A 16,106-nucleotide genomic window follows, 5' to 3' on the forward strand; every position below is an offset into this window, starting at 1 on the left:
TTGAGTATAATCCAAATAAAAAAGGACTATTTTGATAAGACTTGGCTCAAATTCACCAACTCGTGCACTTATTTTAAAAAACTTTGGAATTGATTTTATTCAAAATGGTGGAGATTTTGATGAAGATAGTATAAAAACAACAAATCCAAAATCATTTTGTTATGAAGCAACTTTAGGAAAATTCAAAGAACTTTATAAAAAATATGGTGTTGAAGATATGGCACTTTTAGTTGCAGATAGTGTTGTTACTTGTGAAGGGAAACTTTTAAGAAAAGCAAAAGATTATGATGATGCTAAAGCTATGCTTGAACTTCAAAGTGAAAATAAAACTTCAGTTATTACTTGTATGATTTATAAATCAAAAGAGAAAGAATTTATTGATATTTCTATTACAACTTATCAATTTTCAGAATTTAAAAAAGAAGATATGAAAGAGTATTTAAACTCAGGTGAATGTTTTGGAAAAGCTGGAGCAATAATGGTTGAAGGATTTTGTAAACCTTATATAAAAAATGTTATTGGATATGAAAGTACAGCCATGGGACTTTGTGTAGAAAAGTTAAAAATGTTTTTATAATTTAAGAGGAAAATCCTCTTAAATTTTTTAGTTAAATGACGGTTTCTCAGTATCAAGAGTTGATTCTGGAAGTTGTGGATAAGAGATTGCTGGTTTTTTACCTTTTAATGTTTTCAAAAATGTTACAATTTTTGCTGCATCATTATCAGAAATATCAATACCTAATTGAACTGAACCCATCTCTTTAACTGCCTCATTAAGTGACCAAATTTGTCCATTATGGAAATATGGTGCTGTTTCTGTTATATTTCTTAAAGTTGGAGCTTTAACCATACCATTTGCATCACCTTTAAAATCTCCAACATTTGTAAATTTATATTTTGAAGCAACTTCAAATGGTTGCATTGTTCCACCTAAAGCTATACCATTATGGCAACTTGTACAACCTTTATCAATAAATAAATTTAATCCTTCTTTTTCTTCATTTGATAAAGCTTTTGTATTTCCATTTAAAAACTCATCAAATTTTGAAGGAGTAACTAAAGTTTTTTCAAAAGTTGCAATTGTTGATGTGATTTTCTCAAAATCAATTTTTACATCATTTCCATAAGCTTTTTTAAATTCAGCAACGTATTCTGGAATAGAGTTAATTCTTTGTTCAACAAGTGATGGAGGTGCAGCCATTTCTGGACCTGCTTGAATTGGACCTTGTGCTTGATCTGCTAAGTGTGGGCTTCTACCATCCCAAAATTGTGCTTTAAAAAATACAGAATTATAAACTGTTGGAGAGTTTAAATGATGTGGATTTGCTGTCCAACCATGACCTATTGCAACAGGAATTCCATCTGCTCCACCTAAACCTAAGTTATGACATGTATTACATGAAATAATTCCACTTTTTGAAAGTCTTGGATCAAAGTATAATTTTTTCCCTAAATCTACTTTTTCTTTTGTGATTGGATCTTTTGGATCATCAATTAATTTCATCAATTGTGCTTTTTGAGCAGGAATTGCTTCTAAGCCACTATCTTTCGCTTTTTGTACCAACGAAGTTGCAAATAATGTACTTGCACCTAATAATATTGATAAAGAGATTGCTAATTTCATAATAAATCCTCCTAAATGAAATGTAAGTTATTATAGGAGAATTTTTATTAAGTGAAAATAAATTTTTATAATAAATTTAGAATATTTTTATAATTTCTTCTTATAATATAAGATAAAAAATATCCTATTTAAACGAGTTGGAATCGCTGATTTATTTTATTTTTTGAACTAATTGTTCAGGAAGTAAACCTAGACTTTGTTCTACAAGTTTTGTATCACCATGTTCTATAAATTTATCATTGTATTCAAAAGAAGTTAGTTGAACATTATGTATTTTTTCATCATTTAGGAATTCTAAAATAGCACTTCCAACACCACATTGTTTTTGTGAATCACTGAAAATATACCAATCATTATATTTTTTAGAGAGTTCTAACAATAAATTTTTATCCAAAGGTTTTACAAATCTTAAATCTACAATTGTTATATCTTCATTATGCAAAGCTTCTGTATCGATTGCTCTTGATACTCCTGCTCCATAACCAATGAATAATTTACTTGATATTCCTGTTTTTAATATTTCAGCTTTTCCTAAAACAAAAGGAGTAGGGGCATAATTCAATTTTTTAAAAGCTCCTCTTGGATATCTAATAGCACAAGGATTATTTAAATTATATGCAAATTCTAAAGATTCTTCTAATGTTTCATTATCTCTTGGAGCAAATAAAACCATATTTGGAATAAATCTTAAAAATGAAATATCAAATGCACCTTGATGTGTTTCTCCATCATTTCCTACAATTCCTGCTCTGTCCATCGCAAAAACTACAGGTAAATTCATCAAACAAACATCATGAATAATTTGATCAAAACCTCTTTGTAAGAATGTAGAATAAATAGTAATAAATGGTTTAAATCCTTCTTTTGCCATTGCTGCCATTGATGTTATTGCGTGTTGTTCAGCAATTGCAACATCCCAAAATCTTTCAGGAAATTCATCCATAAGTTTATTTATTCCTGTACCACTTGGCATTGCAGCAGTTACTCCTACTACATTTTCATATTTACAGGCTAAGTTTAAAAGGGCATCTGAAAATACTGCAGTTGCAGATTTTGGAGCTTCTTTTTTTATAAATTCACCATCTTTAATATTAAATGGTCCCACTCCATGCCACTCTTCATGTTGACCTTCTGCTATTTTGTAACCTTTACCTTTTATTGTATGAGCATGTACAATTACTGGTTTTTGCATAGCTTTTGCTATTTGTAAAGTTTCAATAACTTCTTTTAAGTCATGTCCATCAATAGGACCAATATAGTCAATTCCCATCTCTTCAAATAAAATACCAGGAGTTATAAGTTTAAATGCCTCTTCAAATCTTTTTGCTAGATATGTTGTACCTTCTGGCATATTTTTTCTTATAAATTTATCAACTTTTGATTTAAAACTTTGATAATATTTTCCAGCTAAAATTTTAGATAAATATTTTGAAATAGCACCTATTGGTTTTGCAATACTCATTTCATTATCATTTAAGATAATTACTACAGGAAGTTTCAAATCTCCAAGTTCATTTAGTGCTTCATAAACCATTCCTGCACTCATAGAACCATCACCAATCATAACTATTGGAACTTTCTTTTCTTTTTTTAGTTTTATTGATTTTGCTGCACCAACTGCAAGTGAAATAGAAGTTGAACTATGTCCTGCTACAAAATAATCAGCAGGACTTTCTTTTGGTTTTGTAAAACCACTAAGTCCACCAAATTGTCTTATTGTTTCAAATTCATCCCAACGAGAAGTAAGAAGTTTATGAGGATAACATTGATGAGATACATCGAAAATAAAAGGATCACTATAAGCATCAAATACATAGTGCATTCCAAGTGTTAGCTCAACTGCACCAAGAGTAGATGAAAAATGTCCACCTTTTCTTGATACAACATCGATTATTCTTTCTCTGATTTGGGAAGAAAGTTCTTCTAACTCTTTTAGTGATTTATCTTTTATATCCATTTTAAACTCTATTATAAATTTTGTAATACTTCATCTAATAATTGAAATAATTTTGTATTTTGTTCAGGTTTCCCTATTGTAACTCTTATTGCATTTTGTTTATAACTTGTCAAATCTCTTACTATCATACCACGTTCTAATAGTTTTTGTGCTACTTCTTTTGACACATATTTATCACCAAATTTTATTGTAATAAAGTTTGTATATGAAGGTATATATTCAAAACCTTTTTTTGTTACATACTCTTCATATCTTTTCATCTCTTCAAAGTTTTTAGAAATACAATCATTTACAAACTCTTTATCTTTTAGTGCTTCTATTGCTGCTGCTAAACTCAAAGTTGTTATATTAAACGGAGCTCTTATTTTATATAGGTTTTGGATAATCTCATTTTGTGCAAATCCATAACCAACTCTCATTCCACCAAGAGAATAAGCTTTTGAAAATGTTCCAAGGTATATAGCATTTGGGAAAGTATCTATTAAATCTTTTGGACAAATTCTTTTTTTCTCATCTTTAAATGCTGCATATTCTTGGTAAGCACCATCAACTACAACCAAGGTATTTTTATCAATAGTTTTTAAAAACTCATAAACATCATTTTTATCTAAACATTCACCTAATGGATTATTTGGAATACACAAGAAGATTATATCTGCACCATGTTTTTTATATAGTTCTGAAAACTCTTCAAGGTTATGTTGTTCTGAGTTTGTTTTTATAATTTCTGCACCAACATGTTTTCCATAGATTTCATACATTGCAAAAGTTGTTTTTGCCATAAGTATTTTCGAATCTTTTTTACATTTTGCATGAATACAAAACTCTAGTATTTGGTCACTTCCTGAACCAATGATTATATTAGAGCTTTCTAAATTATATTTTTTAGCTAAAGCATCTTTTAATTCATACATAGAATCATCTGGATATAAACACATATTTTTAGCTAATTCTTGAATTTTTGCGATAACTTTTGGGCTTGTTCCATATGGATTTTCATTTGAAGCTAGTTTTATTACATCTTTTGAATCTATTCCATATTCTCTTACAACTAACTCAATTGGTTTTCCTGCTTCATATGTAGAAACATTTTTTAATACTTCATTAAATATCATTTTTTCCTCTTTTAAATATCTTTTATCTCTTTTACATAAGAACCTAAAATTTTTACACTAGGTTTATGTTTTTCTAAAACTTTTTTTACATTTTCATCATCTTTATGACCGTCAAAATCTATAAAAAATATAGAGTTCCCTTCAACTATATGCGATTTTATTTTTGTTAAATTTATGCCTGCGTTATTAAAATCATTTAAAAACTTTACTAATCCACCTTGTTCATCAGGAAGATTTACTAAAATAGAAGTTTTGTCATTTCCACTTGGTGCATTTTCAAAATCACTTAAAATAAAAAATCTTGTTTTATTATTATCTTTATCTTCTATATTTTCAAATAAAATAGGAAGATTATATAGTTTTGCAGCAACATGAGCACAAATTGCAGCACTATTTGCTTCATTGGCTGCTAATTTTGCTGCTTTAGTTGTTGATTCTACTGGAATTAACTCAACTTCATCAAGTCCAAAATTTGTTAAAAATTTTCTACATTGATCAAACGCGATATCTTTTGAATATATTTTTTTAATATCACTTATTTTATCACAAGTTGTTGCTAAAGTATGATGAATATTTAAAATAACTTCAGCAACAATTTTTGAGTCATAATTTGTAAATCCATTTATAGTATCATTTACAATTCCATTTGATGAATTTTCTATTGGAACAACACCAAATTTTATTTTTTTAGATTTTAACTCTTTAAAAATGCCTTTTATTGAACTAACTGAAACATAAGAACTCATAGCTCCAAATCTAGCTTCTGCTGCTTGATGAGTAAAACTTCCTTGAGGTCCAAGATAACCTATATTTTCTGGTAGTTCTATATTTCTTGATATTGCAAAAATCTCTAAAAATAGTGCTTCTATTGCACTTCTATTTAATAGTCCAGAATTTTCTTGATTAATTTTATCAAGTCTATCAATAATAGCTTTTTCTCTATCTGGTCTATATATCGCTCCACCGCTTTTGGCTTTTAAACTACCAACTTTATGGACAATTTTCATTCTTTCATTTAGTAAATCTAAAAGTTTATTATCAATATTATCAAGTTGGTTTCTTAACTCTAATAATCCATCTTCATTTGCCATAGATTTTGCCTTTATTTTATAAACTCTTCTTCTAAAGCAATTAAATCCTCAAAAGTTTCTCTTTTTCTAATTAATCTATCTTTTCCATCTTCAATAGCAATTTCAGCAACTTTTCCTCTTGTATTATAGTTGCTTGACATTGTAAATCCATAAGCTCCTGCACTATAAATTGCTACTAAATCATTATGTTCAGTTTTTGGTAATTTTATGTTTTTGGCAAAAAAATCTCCACTTTCACAAACAGGACCAACTAAATTACAATCACTAAAATCTTGATTGTCATTTAAAACTTCAATTTTATGATAAGCATTATACAAAGCTGGTCTAATCAAATCATTCATAGCTCCATCAACAATAACAAATCTTTTATTTCCATTTATTTTTTCATATAAAACTTTTGTTACAAATATCCCTGAGTTTCCTACTATAAATCTTCCTGGTTCACAAATAATAGTTATATCAAGACCAAACATAGTTTCTAAAATTGATTGAGCATACTCATAAGTATCAATTAATTTTTCGTCTTTATAAATGATTCCTAATCCACCACCAATATCTATAAAAGATAATTCAATTTTTATAGCTTTTAAGTTTCTTACTAAATCAGCAACAATTTTAACTGCTTCTTTTATTGGTTGAAGTTCAGTTAATTGAGAACCAATATGACAGTGAATTCCAACTGGATCTAAAAAATCACTATTTTTACATTGAATATACATTCTTTTTGCTGTATCTATATCAACTCCAAATTTATTTTCATGTAATCCAGTAGAGATATATGGATGAGTTTTTGGGTCAATATTTGGATTTACTCTTATAGAAATTCTTGCAATTTTATTTAACTCTTTTGCAATAATTTCAACTCTATCAAGTTCAGCAGAACTCTCCACATTTATCATTAAAATATCAAGTTCTAAGGCTTGTCTTATTTCATCATCAATTTTTCCAACACCTGAGAATATGATTTTGTATGATGGAATACCAACTTTTAAAGCTCGTTTTACTTCACCAATACTAACACAATCTGCCCCAGCTCCAAGATTTGCTAAATGTTTAATAACACTTAAATTTGAATTTGCTTTAACTGCGTAAGCAATAAGAGATTTTCTTGCTCTAAAGGCACTTTTTAATTCTTCATACTGGTTCGTAATATAGTTAAAATCATATACATAATATGGTGTTTGATATTTATTTGCTAATTCTTTAAAATTAATACTCATTTTTTTCCTAAACATAATTAAAATTTTAAATCTAAACTTTTATAAAAAAATTCAGAATTAAAACTTTCAAAATAGTCAAAGCTTACGCTTATTGACTATTTTTCTCCATTCCAAGCAATTTTTGGTTTTTCACCTGAAAAATCAACTGCTGGCATTCCCATAATATTGTATCCACTATCAACATAATGAATTTCACCAGTTACAGCACTACTTAAATCACTAAGTAAATACATTCCTGAATTTCCTACTTCATCTATAGAAACATTCTTTTTAAGTGGTGAATGAGCTTCATTCCATTTTAACATAAATCTAAAATCACCAATTCCAGCTGCTGCTAAAGTTTTGATTGGACCTGCACTAATTGCATTTACTCTAACACCATCTTTTCCTAAATCTTCTGCAAGATATTTTGTTGTCATCTCTAAAGCTGCTTTTGCAACTCCCATAAGATTATAATTTGGAATGTATTTTACTCCACCATAATAAGATAGAGTTAAAATAGATGAATTATTAGATAAAAGTGGTTTTAATTCTCTTGTAACTTCGATTAAAGAGTAAACAGAAACATCCATAGCTATATCAAATGCCTCTTTTGAAATATCATAGAATCTTCCACTTAAACCTTCTTTTGGAGCAAAAGCAATAGAATGAACGATAAAATCAATTTCTCCTAAATCTTTTTCTAAAGACTCTTTTAATGCTTTTATTTCTTCAGGTTTTGAAACATCACAAGGATAAACTAAATTTTCACTTCCAAATTCAGCAGCAATTGGTTCAACTCTTTTTTTTAGTGAATCATTTAAGTATGTAAAAGCTATTTTAGCTCCTTGTGCTGCGCAAGCTTTCGCTATTCCATAAGCAATTGACTTATCATTTGCAACACCTAAAATTACACCTTTTTTACCTTTCATTAACATCTTATAAATCCTTTGTATTTTCTAAAATTTCTATAAAATCTTCAACTTTCCATGAAGCAGTTCCAATTAAAGCACCATCAACATTTTCTATTTGGCAGATTTCTCTTACATTTTCTACTTTAACACTACCACCATATAAAAGTGGTTTATTAATTTTTTGTTTTATTGCATTGTGAACATTTTTTATATCATCTATTGTAGCAGTAACTCCTGTACCAATAGCCCAAACTGGTTCATAAGCAAGTATCAAATTAGAGTAATTTACATCAATTCCAATAAATTGTTCATAAATATATTCTAAAGTTTTTTCAATACCTTGTTTTTTTATCTCTAAAGGTTCACCTATGCAATAAATGATTTTATATCCTAAATTTTTGTAAAACTCATATTTTTTTGTAATTGTTTCTTGAGTTTCGCCTAAGATATGTCTTCTTTCACTATGACCTATTAAAATTGTTTTAATTTCAAATTCATTTAATTGAAAAGTTCCTATTTCTCCAGTAAATGAGCCACTTGTTGTTGGATAAGCATTTTGTACTCCAATGATAAGATTAGGAACAGTCTCAAAATGATCCAACGAAGTTGATGTTGGAAAAATATAAACTTCATTAGAAATTTTATTTTTTTTCAAAAAATTATTTACTTCATTTACAAATAAAGTAGTTGATTTTCTTGTATGATTAGTTTTGAAATTACTTGCAATTATAGGCATTAATCATTTTCCTCAATAACTAAAGCTTTAACTCCTGGTAAAACTTTTCCTTCTATTAATTCTAAAGAAGCTCCTCCTCCAGTACTAATAAATGTCATATCATCCTCATCACCAGTTACTCTAACTAAGTCAGCAGTATCACCTCCACCTACAACAGTTGTCGCATAAGAGTTTGCAACTGCGTGAGAAATTTTTGTACTACCTTTTGCAAATCTATCCATTTCATAAACACCCATTGGTCCATTCCATAAAATAGTATTTGCATCACTTAAAGCTTCACTAAATAAAAGTGCTGATGCTGGACCTATATCTAATCCCATCCAACCTTTTGGCATCTCTTGAATAGTTGAAATTTTTGCAATTGCTTCTGCATCAAATGCTTCAGCTGCTACAACATCAACAGGTAAATATAGTTTTACCCCTTTTGATTTTGCTTTTTCCATAATTTTTAAAGCTTCTGGCATTAAATCATCTTCTACTAAAGAGTTTCCAATTTCGTGTCCAAGTGCTTTTAAAAATGTAAATGCCATTCCTCCACCAATAATTATTTTATCAACTTTTGGAACAAGATTATAAAGTGCTTCAAGTTTACCAGACACCTTTGAACCTCCAACGATTGCAACAAAAGGTCTCTTAGGATTGTGAATTATATGGTGAAAGAATTTAATCTCTTTTGCCATTAAAAATCCAGCAGCTTTGTGTTCAATATCAAAATATTTAGAAATTCCTTCAACTGAAGCATGAGCTCTATGTGAAACACCAAAAGCATCATTTATATAAATTTCTGCCATTGAAGCTAATTTTTTGCTTAATTCTTCATCATTTTTTGTTTCACCAAGCTCAAATCTCATATTTTCAAGAAGTAAAATCTCTCCACTTTTAAGTTCTTTTGCTATTTTAAGTGTTTCTTCATCAACAACTCCTGGAGCCATTTTTATATCTTGTTTTAATAAAATATGAAGTCTTTTTGCTATTGGTAATAAAGAGTATTTTTCTTCAAAACCACCTTTTGGTCTTCCAAAATGAGACGATAAAATAACTGAACAATCATGATCAATACAATATCTAATTGTATTTAAAGCACTTCTAATTCTTCTGTCATCTGTAATATTGTTATACTCATCCATAGGAACGTTAAAATCACATCTAATAAAAACTTTTTTACCTGTAATCTCAATATTTTTAATCTCTTGTAATTGCATTTTTACCCTTGAAAGAATTATTTTGTAGCTACGTGAACACCCATGTCCACTAATCTTGTTGAATATCCCCATTCGTTGTCATACCAAGATAAAACTTTTACCATATTGCCTTCGATAACTTGGATTGTGTCTAAGGGAACAACTGTTGATAATGTTTCACCATTAAAATCAGAACTTACTCTATATTCTTCATCAATACCTAAAATGCCTTTTAAGTTTCCATTTGCAGATACTTTAAATGCTTCACAAACTTCTTCCAAAGTTACATTTTTTTTAAGTGTAACAGTTAAATCAACTAAAGAAACATTTGGAGTTGGAACTCTAATTGCTTGTCCATTTAGTTTACCTTTTAAATGAGGCATAACTTTTCCAATAGCTTTAGCTGCACCTGTACTTGAAGGAGTTAAGTTAGTTGCACCTGCTCTTCCTTTTCTTGGATCTTTTTTGTCTTTTGCATCTAAAATTGGTTGAGATGAAGTATATGAGTGAATTGTTGTCATTAAACCTTTTTCAATCCCAAACGCATCATCTAATACACGAGCTACTGGAGCTAGACCGTTTGTAGTACAAGAAGCATTTGATATGATTGGTTCTCCTGCATAACTATTTTCATTTGCACCAATTACAAATGTTGGAGTATCATCTTTTGCAGGTGCTGAAATAACAACTTTTTTTACACCATTATCTATATATGCTTGACAAGACTCTTGAGTTAAAAATGCACCAGTACACTCTAAAACAACATCCGCTCCATAAGCAGCAAAATTAATTTTTGCAGGATCTCTTTCACTTAATAATTTAGCTTTATCTTTACCAATATAAATATATCCATCTTCAACTTTTACATCAAGCTTTGGTCCGTGAACTGTATCATATTTTAAGTTATATTGGATCATATCTTCACTACCACTAGCATTTGCAGCTACTAACTCAACATCGTTTCGACTTGCAATTATTCTTGCTACACATCTTCCGATTCTTCCTAAACCATTTATTGCAACTTTAACAGCCATGTGTTCCCTTTAATCTAAATCTAAATGGTAGATATTTTATCCAAAAATTGCTATAATAATATTTAAGTATATTACAAAGGTTTTAAATAGGTGAAAATTGCAATTTTTGGTGGTAGTTTTGACCCAATTCATATAGCTCATAAAGCTATTGTGAAAAGAGCGTTAGAAGAGTTGGAAATTGATAAACTGATTATTGTTCCGACATACTTAAATCCTTTTAAAAGTAATTTTTATTTAGAACCTAAAGTTAGATTTGAACTTTTAAAGAAAGTTTTTGAAAAAGTTGAAAAAGTTGAAATTAGCGATTATGAAATAAACCAAGAAAAATTAAGTTACTCTTTTAATACAGTAAATTATCTAAAAGATTTATATAAAGCTTCTAAAATATATTTTATTTTAGGTCAAGATAATGTTGAAAATTTAGATAAATGGTATAAAATTGAAGAGTTAAAAAAAATGGTAGAATTTGTAATTGCAACAAGAAGTGGTTATAAATCTGATAAATTAAAAGATTTTAAAACCTTAAATATTGATATCGATGTTAGTTCTACATTATTAAGAACTCAAATTGATACAAAATATATCCCAAAAGAGATAAAAGAGGATATATTAAATTTAGATAAAGGTAAGCATTGAATACGAGATTAGAAGATATAAAAACAATATTAAGTGATAAAAAAGCTGAAAATATTGAAATTTTTGATTTAACATCAAAAAATTATTTGGTTGATTATGTTGTTATTGCAACAACTTTAAATTCAAAACATGCTTTTGCATTGTTGGATTATTTAAAAACAGGTTTAAAGCCAAAAGGCGAAGAGTTTTTAAGAGTTGATGAAGATGAAGATTGGACAATTATTGATTTGGGTGATATTTTTATTCACTTAATGAGTGAAAAATATAGAATAAAATACTCTTTAGAAGAATTTCTAGCAACTTTTGGAAAAGAAGAAAAATAAATAGAAAAAAGAGATTACATAATCTCTTTTGCTTCTATTCCTAATAATTTTAATCCTACATTTATACTTAAAGCAGCAATGCTTAAAACTTTTAAGTAAAGGTTTTGTTCATCACTTCCTATAATTTTATGTTCATTATAAAATTTATGAATAGATGAAGCTAAATTATATAGATATTCAGTAATTTTTTGCATATCTCTTTTTGAAAAAGCTTCAGATAAGATTGATTCTAAAAGTAAAGATTCATAAACTAAGTTTAAGCCATCTTGATTAAGTTTTTCAAAACTAATATCTTTTATATCATCAAAATTTACTCCAGCTTTTACAAAAACTTGATTTATTCTAGCATGAGCATAATTTATATAAAAAATTGGATTAGAGGAATCTTGATTTTTAAGTGTATCGATATCAAATTCTAAGTGTGTATCACTTTTTTTTGTCAAGAAAATAAATCTTAAAGCATCACTTCCAATTTCTTCTGTTATTTCTGACATCAAAATAACATTTCCTTTTCTTTTACTCATTTTATATGGTTCGCCACCTTTTAAAAGTTGAACCATTTGTGATAAAAGAACTTCTAATTTTGAAGAATCATTTCCTAAAAATTCAATAGCAGCTTTTACTCTTGTGATATATCCATGGTGATCTGCACCCCAAATGTTTATATATCTATCAAAATTTCTATCATATTTATTTTTATGATATATTATATCTCCAGCTAGATATGTTGGAATTCCATTGTCTCTTACAACAACTCTATCACTATCATCACCATATTGTGTTGATTTTAAGTAAGTTTTATCATCTTTATCATAAAGAGAACCATTTTCTTCTAAAACTCTTTTTGTTTCATCCCAAGAAGAGTATAAAGATTTTTCTGAAACAAAATTATCAAACTCTATTCCTAAATCTTTTAAATCCTTAACTATAAGATTCATAACAAAATCTTTTCCAAAAAGTGCTATATTTTTGAAATTATTTTCATCATAAATATAATCTTTTCCATATTTTTCTATTACTAAATTAGCAATATCTATTAAATAATCGCCTCTATAATAAACTTCAGGATAAGTTATATCTTCACCATAAATAAAATCTCTTGCCGCAAGATTTACAGAAAGTCCTAATAAATCCATTTGTGAACCAGCATCATTTATATAATATTCTGTTGTTATGTCATAGCCTAAATGTTTACCAACACGAGCTAGTGAGTCTCCAAAAATTGCACCTCTTGCATGTCCTATATGGAGTGGTCCAGTTGGATTTGCTGAAACATATTCAAGTAAAACTTTTTCACTTTTTTTATTTTGTTTAGCAAAATTCTTTTTATCTGAAAGTGAAATATCAACTAAAGATTGTAAAAATGAAGCAGATAATTTAAAATTGATAAATCCATTTACCGCCTCAACTTTTTCAAAAATTGTAGGATTTTGAAGTTGTCCAATTAAGTCCTGTGCAATAAGCATAGGAGATTTTTTTAACTCTTTTGCAAGTGAAAAAGCAACAGGAGTTGCATAATGACCTAAAGATACATCTTTAGGTTTTTCTAAAACAATATTTGTTTCTAATACTTTTTCTATAAATTCTTTTACTAAATTTTGCAATGTTTTCTCTTATGATTGTTTTGTTTGTGTAGATTCAGATGATTTTGTTGTTTGTTCTTTTTTTTCTATCTCATCGACTTTCTTTGCATCAGCAATTTCTTCTTCATCTTCTTTCATGGCTTTTTTAAAATTCTTAATTCCAGATCCTAAGCCTTTAGCAAGTTCAGGGATTTTTTTACCACCAAATAAGATTAAAACAATTAAAACAATTATTAATAATTCCATACCGCTAGGCATACTCATAATTAATCCTTTTTAGTATCTTATGACTGTTTTGTTTCTGTTTTAGAAGATGATTCACTTTTTTTTTCATCAGCTTCAACTTTTTTTATATCAGCAGTTTCTTCATCATCTTCTCTTACAGCTTTTTTGAAGTTTTTAATTCCAGAACCTAAGCCTTTAGCAAGTTCAGGGATTTTTTTACCACCAAATAATATTAAAATAATTAATACAATTACTAATAATTGCATACCGCTTGGCATATGCATTGTTTATCCTTTTTTTGATATTCCAAATATTATAACTATAAAATGCTTAAATATTTTTCTTTTAAATTATTTTAAAAAAAATTGAATTAACTTATATCCACTACCTGCAGCAACGATTGTTCCGATTAAATTTAATGAAATATTCAATATCGCAAGATAAAGTGATGTTCCAAACAATAAATAAGTCTCAATTGCAAAAGTAGAATAGGTAGTCAACGCACCTAAAAAACCTGTTGTTAAAAAAGCTTTTATATTTGTTGAAATAGTGTAATGAGAAAAATAAGCAAAAAGTATTCCAATAACAAATGAACCAATAAGATTTACTAATAAAATTCCTAAAGGAAATTCTATTGAAAAATATCTATTTGTAAAATGAACAGAATAAGCTCTTACTATTGCACCTAGAAATCCTCCTAGTCCAATCGCTAAAACTGTCTGCCAACTAAGAGACATACTTTCTATACTCTTCTTCAAATCGTTTTTTCATTAAAACTTCAGTATCTTCATACCAAGATGTATCTTTTGAAGCTTGTACTGGTTCAAGATATACAACTTTTACAATTCCTGGCGCTGCTTCAGCTTTTTGTGAATTTACAATATTTCTTGTATTAAACATAACTACTGGCTGAACCCTTAGATTATATTTATTTGCAACCATTTTTGCACCAGGCTTAAATTCTCCTATGAAAGTTCCATCGCTTCTTGTACCCTCTGGAAACATAGCTATTGGTCTTCCTTTTTCTAATCTATCTTTTGTTTCACTTAATAGATGAATAAGTCCAGCTTTATTTTCCCTATCAATACTTATCATTCTTGGTGCTTTTATTATATGACCGAAGAAAAATAAATCAGTTATCTCTTTTTTTGCAACCCAAGCAATATCCCTTGAATGAATATATTCCATTACGATAATATCGAGTAAAGATTGATGATTAATTATTATCATATCACAAGATTCGTCTAGTTTTCCTTCTGTTTCAAGAGTTATTCCCAAAACAAACATTTGGAAATTCATCCATATTTTTATAACTTTATGTGTATGATTTCTGAAAATATACATAAACATAACAGTAATAGCAACAGTAATTGAAAACTGTATAAATAAAACTATTCCTCTAATTCGTTTCAAAACTCTCTTCCTTTATCCAACCTATAAATCCATTATTTATACCTAAAACTTTAATAAAACCATTTTTTGTTTGTAAAACTTCAACTTTTTCTTCTTTATCTACTTTAAAGAAAATCGTTGAATTTTTTGTAGGTAAAATATATACAAACGAATCAGGTTTTACAATTCCTGTACTATTTGGTAAGTTATATAATATAGCAGTAATTAATGAAATAATAGTTAAAAATAGTATTATTTTATATCTTTTCCAAATAAAAATTAGCAATAAAATAACAAAAACAACTATTGCAGCTATTTTTTTATACTTTTCAAAAGTTGAATCATTAGGATTTAAATCAGTTTGTGTACTTACTAATTCATTTTGTAGAATCAATGGTATTTTTACATCTTTAAAGCTATTTGTTTTTGTATTATAGTATGTAAAAATTAGATTCTTTTGGTATATTGGAGTTACAAAGTAGTAAACTAAATTTTGAATATCTTCCCATTCTTTTAAATTTGATAAACCTTGCTCTTCTACATTTTTTAGTTTGAAATCTTCTAAATTAGAGTTAATTGCATCGATATCAATTATTGTGAGAGCAGATGTATTATTATATTGCTTTGTTTTGTATGCTTTTAATATTATATTATCAGCAATAATATTAGAGTATCTTTCATCACTTTTGCCAATCTCTGAATATCTAACTAAACTTGGACTAAGTTCTGATGAATCAACTAAAAGATTGTTATTCCACAAATTTACTTCAATATTTGGTAATTTAAAATTACCACTTTTTACTTTAAAAAAGTAACTATTTTCATAAGTGTCATTTGAAATCTTTTTCCAAGAATTATTTTCATTTAGTAATTCTATATTTGAAGAATCTGAAAAAGTTGTAGTTAAATTTGTAAAATTATCTGTAGTAATAAGTGCTTTTACTGTAACTTCAAATCTTTGATTTTTATAAACATTATCAGGGATTTCTTTGTAAGAAAGATATAGATTTTTTGCAGCATAAAGATTTAGTGATAAAAAGATGTTGATTAAGATTAGTAGAAAAATATTTTTTTTCATTTCTTTTTTTACAATAAA

At 27.8% G+C, this 16,106-nt stretch carries 18 protein-coding genes; 3 read left to right on the forward strand and 15 right to left on the reverse strand.

Annotation, left to right across the window (positions count from 1 at the left end):
* Positions 1–31: 31 nt before the first annotated feature.
* Entirely contained in the window at positions 32–577 is a 546-nt protein-coding gene (gene maf, locus B0175_RS07880; RefSeq protein ID WP_108528064.1) for a septum formation inhibitor Maf, read from the forward strand.
* A 27-nt stretch (positions 578–604) separates the two neighbouring features.
* Here the strand turns inward: maf and B0175_RS07885 are convergent, their stop codons facing one another.
* From B0175_RS07885 to gap, 9 genes are all read right to left on the reverse strand, one after another.
* A complete protein-coding gene (locus tag B0175_RS07885; RefSeq protein ID WP_108528065.1) occupies positions 605–1,624 on the reverse strand; it encodes a cytochrome-c peroxidase in 1,020 nt (339 codons plus the stop codon).
* Between the two features lie 151 nt (positions 1,625–1,775).
* Positions 1,776–3,581 carry a 1-deoxy-D-xylulose-5-phosphate synthase gene (gene dxs / locus B0175_RS07890; protein WP_108528066.1) on the reverse strand — a complete coding sequence of 602 codons (1,806 nt, stop codon included), beginning with the start codon at positions 3,579–3,581 and terminating at the stop codon, positions 1,776–1,778.
* Positions 3,582–3,592: 11 nt separating this feature from the next.
* A complete protein-coding gene (hisC, locus tag B0175_RS07895; protein WP_108528067.1) occupies positions 3,593–4,696 on the reverse strand; it encodes a histidinol-phosphate transaminase in 1,104 nt (367 codons plus the stop codon).
* Positions 4,697–4,707: 11 nt separating this feature from the next.
* Positions 4,708–5,787 carry a chorismate mutase gene (gene pheA, locus B0175_RS07900; RefSeq protein WP_004511018.1) on the reverse strand — a complete coding sequence of 360 codons (1,080 nt, stop codon included), beginning with the start codon at positions 5,785–5,787 and terminating at the stop codon, positions 4,708–4,710.
* Positions 5,788–5,798: 11 nt separating this feature from the next.
* Positions 5,799–7,007, reverse strand: coding sequence for a diaminopimelate decarboxylase (gene lysA, locus B0175_RS07905; protein ID WP_108528068.1), 1,209 nt, complete (start codon positions 7,005–7,007; stop codon positions 5,799–5,801).
* A 95-nt stretch (positions 7,008–7,102) separates the two neighbouring features.
* Positions 7,103–7,924, reverse strand: coding sequence for an enoyl-ACP reductase FabI (gene fabI, locus B0175_RS07910; protein WP_046994613.1), 822 nt, complete (start codon positions 7,922–7,924; stop codon positions 7,103–7,105).
* A 1-nt stretch (position 7,925) separates the two neighbouring features.
* On the reverse strand, positions 7,926–8,636 hold the full coding sequence (locus tag B0175_RS07915; protein WP_108528069.1) for a triose-phosphate isomerase: 711 nt from the start codon (positions 8,634–8,636) through the stop codon (positions 7,926–7,928).
* On the reverse strand, positions 8,636–9,838 hold the full coding sequence (locus B0175_RS07920; protein WP_108528070.1) for a phosphoglycerate kinase: 1,203 nt from the start codon (positions 9,836–9,838) through the stop codon (positions 8,636–8,638). Before B0175_RS07920 ends, B0175_RS07915 begins: the two co-directional genes overlap by 1 nt.
* A gap of 17 nt (positions 9,839–9,855) precedes the next feature.
* Positions 9,856–10,851 (reverse strand): type I glyceraldehyde-3-phosphate dehydrogenase, encoded by a 996-nt coding sequence (gene gap / locus B0175_RS07925; RefSeq protein WP_108528071.1) that lies wholly within the window; start codon positions 10,849–10,851, stop codon positions 9,856–9,858.
* A 90-nt stretch (positions 10,852–10,941) separates the two neighbouring features.
* Here gap and nadD point away from each other — a divergent pair, with 90 nt between their 5' ends.
* Both nadD and rsfS read left to right on the forward strand, forming a co-directional pair.
* Positions 10,942–11,487, forward strand: a complete 546-nt coding sequence (gene nadD, locus B0175_RS07930) for a nicotinate (nicotinamide) nucleotide adenylyltransferase (protein WP_108528072.1) — start codon at positions 10,942–10,944, stop codon at positions 11,485–11,487.
* A complete protein-coding gene (gene rsfS / locus B0175_RS07935) occupies positions 11,484–11,810 on the forward strand; it encodes a ribosome silencing factor (RefSeq protein WP_108528073.1) in 327 nt (108 codons plus the stop codon). The genes nadD and rsfS overlap by 4 nt, the downstream gene beginning before the upstream one ends.
* Before the next feature lie 14 nt (positions 11,811–11,824).
* Here the strand turns inward: rsfS and argS are convergent, their stop codons facing one another.
* The 6 genes from argS to B0175_RS07965 form a co-directional block, all read right to left on the reverse strand.
* Positions 11,825–13,414, reverse strand: a complete 1,590-nt coding sequence (argS, locus tag B0175_RS07940; RefSeq protein WP_108528074.1) for an arginine--tRNA ligase — start codon at positions 13,412–13,414, stop codon at positions 11,825–11,827.
* 9 nt (positions 13,415–13,423) lie between these two features.
* Positions 13,424–13,657 carry a Sec-independent protein translocase subunit TatA/TatB gene (locus B0175_RS07945; protein ID WP_108528075.1) on the reverse strand — a complete coding sequence of 78 codons (234 nt, stop codon included), beginning with the start codon at positions 13,655–13,657 and terminating at the stop codon, positions 13,424–13,426.
* A 20-nt stretch (positions 13,658–13,677) separates the two neighbouring features.
* Positions 13,678–13,902 carry a twin-arginine translocase TatA/TatE family subunit gene (tatA, locus tag B0175_RS07950; RefSeq protein WP_108528076.1) on the reverse strand — a complete coding sequence of 75 codons (225 nt, stop codon included), beginning with the start codon at positions 13,900–13,902 and terminating at the stop codon, positions 13,678–13,680.
* 66 nt (positions 13,903–13,968) lie between these two features.
* Positions 13,969–14,355 (reverse strand): fluoride efflux transporter CrcB, encoded by a 387-nt coding sequence (gene crcB, locus B0175_RS07955; protein WP_108528077.1) that lies wholly within the window; start codon positions 14,353–14,355, stop codon positions 13,969–13,971.
* Positions 14,345–15,031: a lysophospholipid acyltransferase family protein gene (locus tag B0175_RS07960; protein ID WP_108528078.1), complete on the reverse strand. Its 687-nt coding sequence runs from the start codon at positions 15,029–15,031 to the stop codon at positions 14,345–14,347. Before B0175_RS07960 ends, crcB begins: the two co-directional genes overlap by 11 nt.
* Positions 15,018–16,088 (reverse strand): SH3 domain-containing protein, encoded by a 1,071-nt coding sequence (locus B0175_RS07965; protein WP_108528079.1) that lies wholly within the window; start codon positions 16,086–16,088, stop codon positions 15,018–15,020. Before B0175_RS07965 ends, B0175_RS07960 begins: the two co-directional genes overlap by 14 nt.
* Positions 16,089–16,106: the final 18 nt, after the last annotated feature.

This window comes from Arcobacter lacus, from assembly GCF_003063295.1.
Classification (GTDB): Bacteria; Campylobacterota; Campylobacteria; order Campylobacterales; family Arcobacteraceae; genus Aliarcobacter; species Aliarcobacter lacus.

Excerpts from the sequence above, each read along its gene's own strand:
- B0175_RS07885 (WP_108528065.1), bottom strand. The coding sequence starts at position 1,624 with ATGAAATTAGCAATCTCTTTATCAATATTATTAGGTGCAAGTACATTA.
- dxs (WP_108528066.1), bottom strand. The coding sequence starts at position 3,581 with ATGGATATAAAAGATAAATCACTAAAAGAGTTAGAAGAACTTTCTTCC.
- hisC (WP_108528067.1), bottom strand. The coding sequence starts at position 4,696 with ATGATATTTAATGAAGTATTAAAAAATGTTTCTACATATGAAGCAGGA.
- pheA (WP_004511018.1), bottom strand. The coding sequence starts at position 5,787 with ATGGCAAATGAAGATGGATTATTAGAGTTAAGAAACCAACTTGATAAT.
- lysA (WP_108528068.1), bottom strand. The coding sequence starts at position 7,007 with ATGAGTATTAATTTTAAAGAATTAGCAAATAAATATCAAACACCATAT.
- fabI (WP_046994613.1), bottom strand. The coding sequence starts at position 7,924 with ATGTTAATGAAAGGTAAAAAAGGTGTAATTTTAGGTGTTGCAAATGAT.
- B0175_RS07915 (WP_108528069.1), bottom strand. The coding sequence starts at position 8,636 with ATGCCTATAATTGCAAGTAATTTCAAAACTAATCATACAAGAAAATCA.
- B0175_RS07920 (WP_108528070.1), bottom strand. The coding sequence starts at position 9,838 with ATGCAATTACAAGAGATTAAAAATATTGAGATTACAGGTAAAAAAGTT.
- gap (WP_108528071.1), bottom strand. The coding sequence starts at position 10,851 with ATGGCTGTTAAAGTTGCAATAAATGGTTTAGGAAGAATCGGAAGATGT.
- B0175_RS07945 (WP_108528075.1), bottom strand. The coding sequence starts at position 13,657 with ATGAGTATGCCTAGCGGTATGGAATTATTAATAATTGTTTTAATTGTT.
- tatA (WP_108528076.1), bottom strand. The coding sequence starts at position 13,902 with ATGCATATGCCAAGCGGTATGCAATTATTAGTAATTGTATTAATTATT.
- crcB (WP_108528077.1), bottom strand. The coding sequence starts at position 14,355 with ATGTCTCTTAGTTGGCAGACAGTTTTAGCGATTGGACTAGGAGGATTT.
- B0175_RS07965 (WP_108528079.1), bottom strand. The coding sequence starts at position 16,088 with ATGAAAAAAAATATTTTTCTACTAATCTTAATCAACATCTTTTTATCA.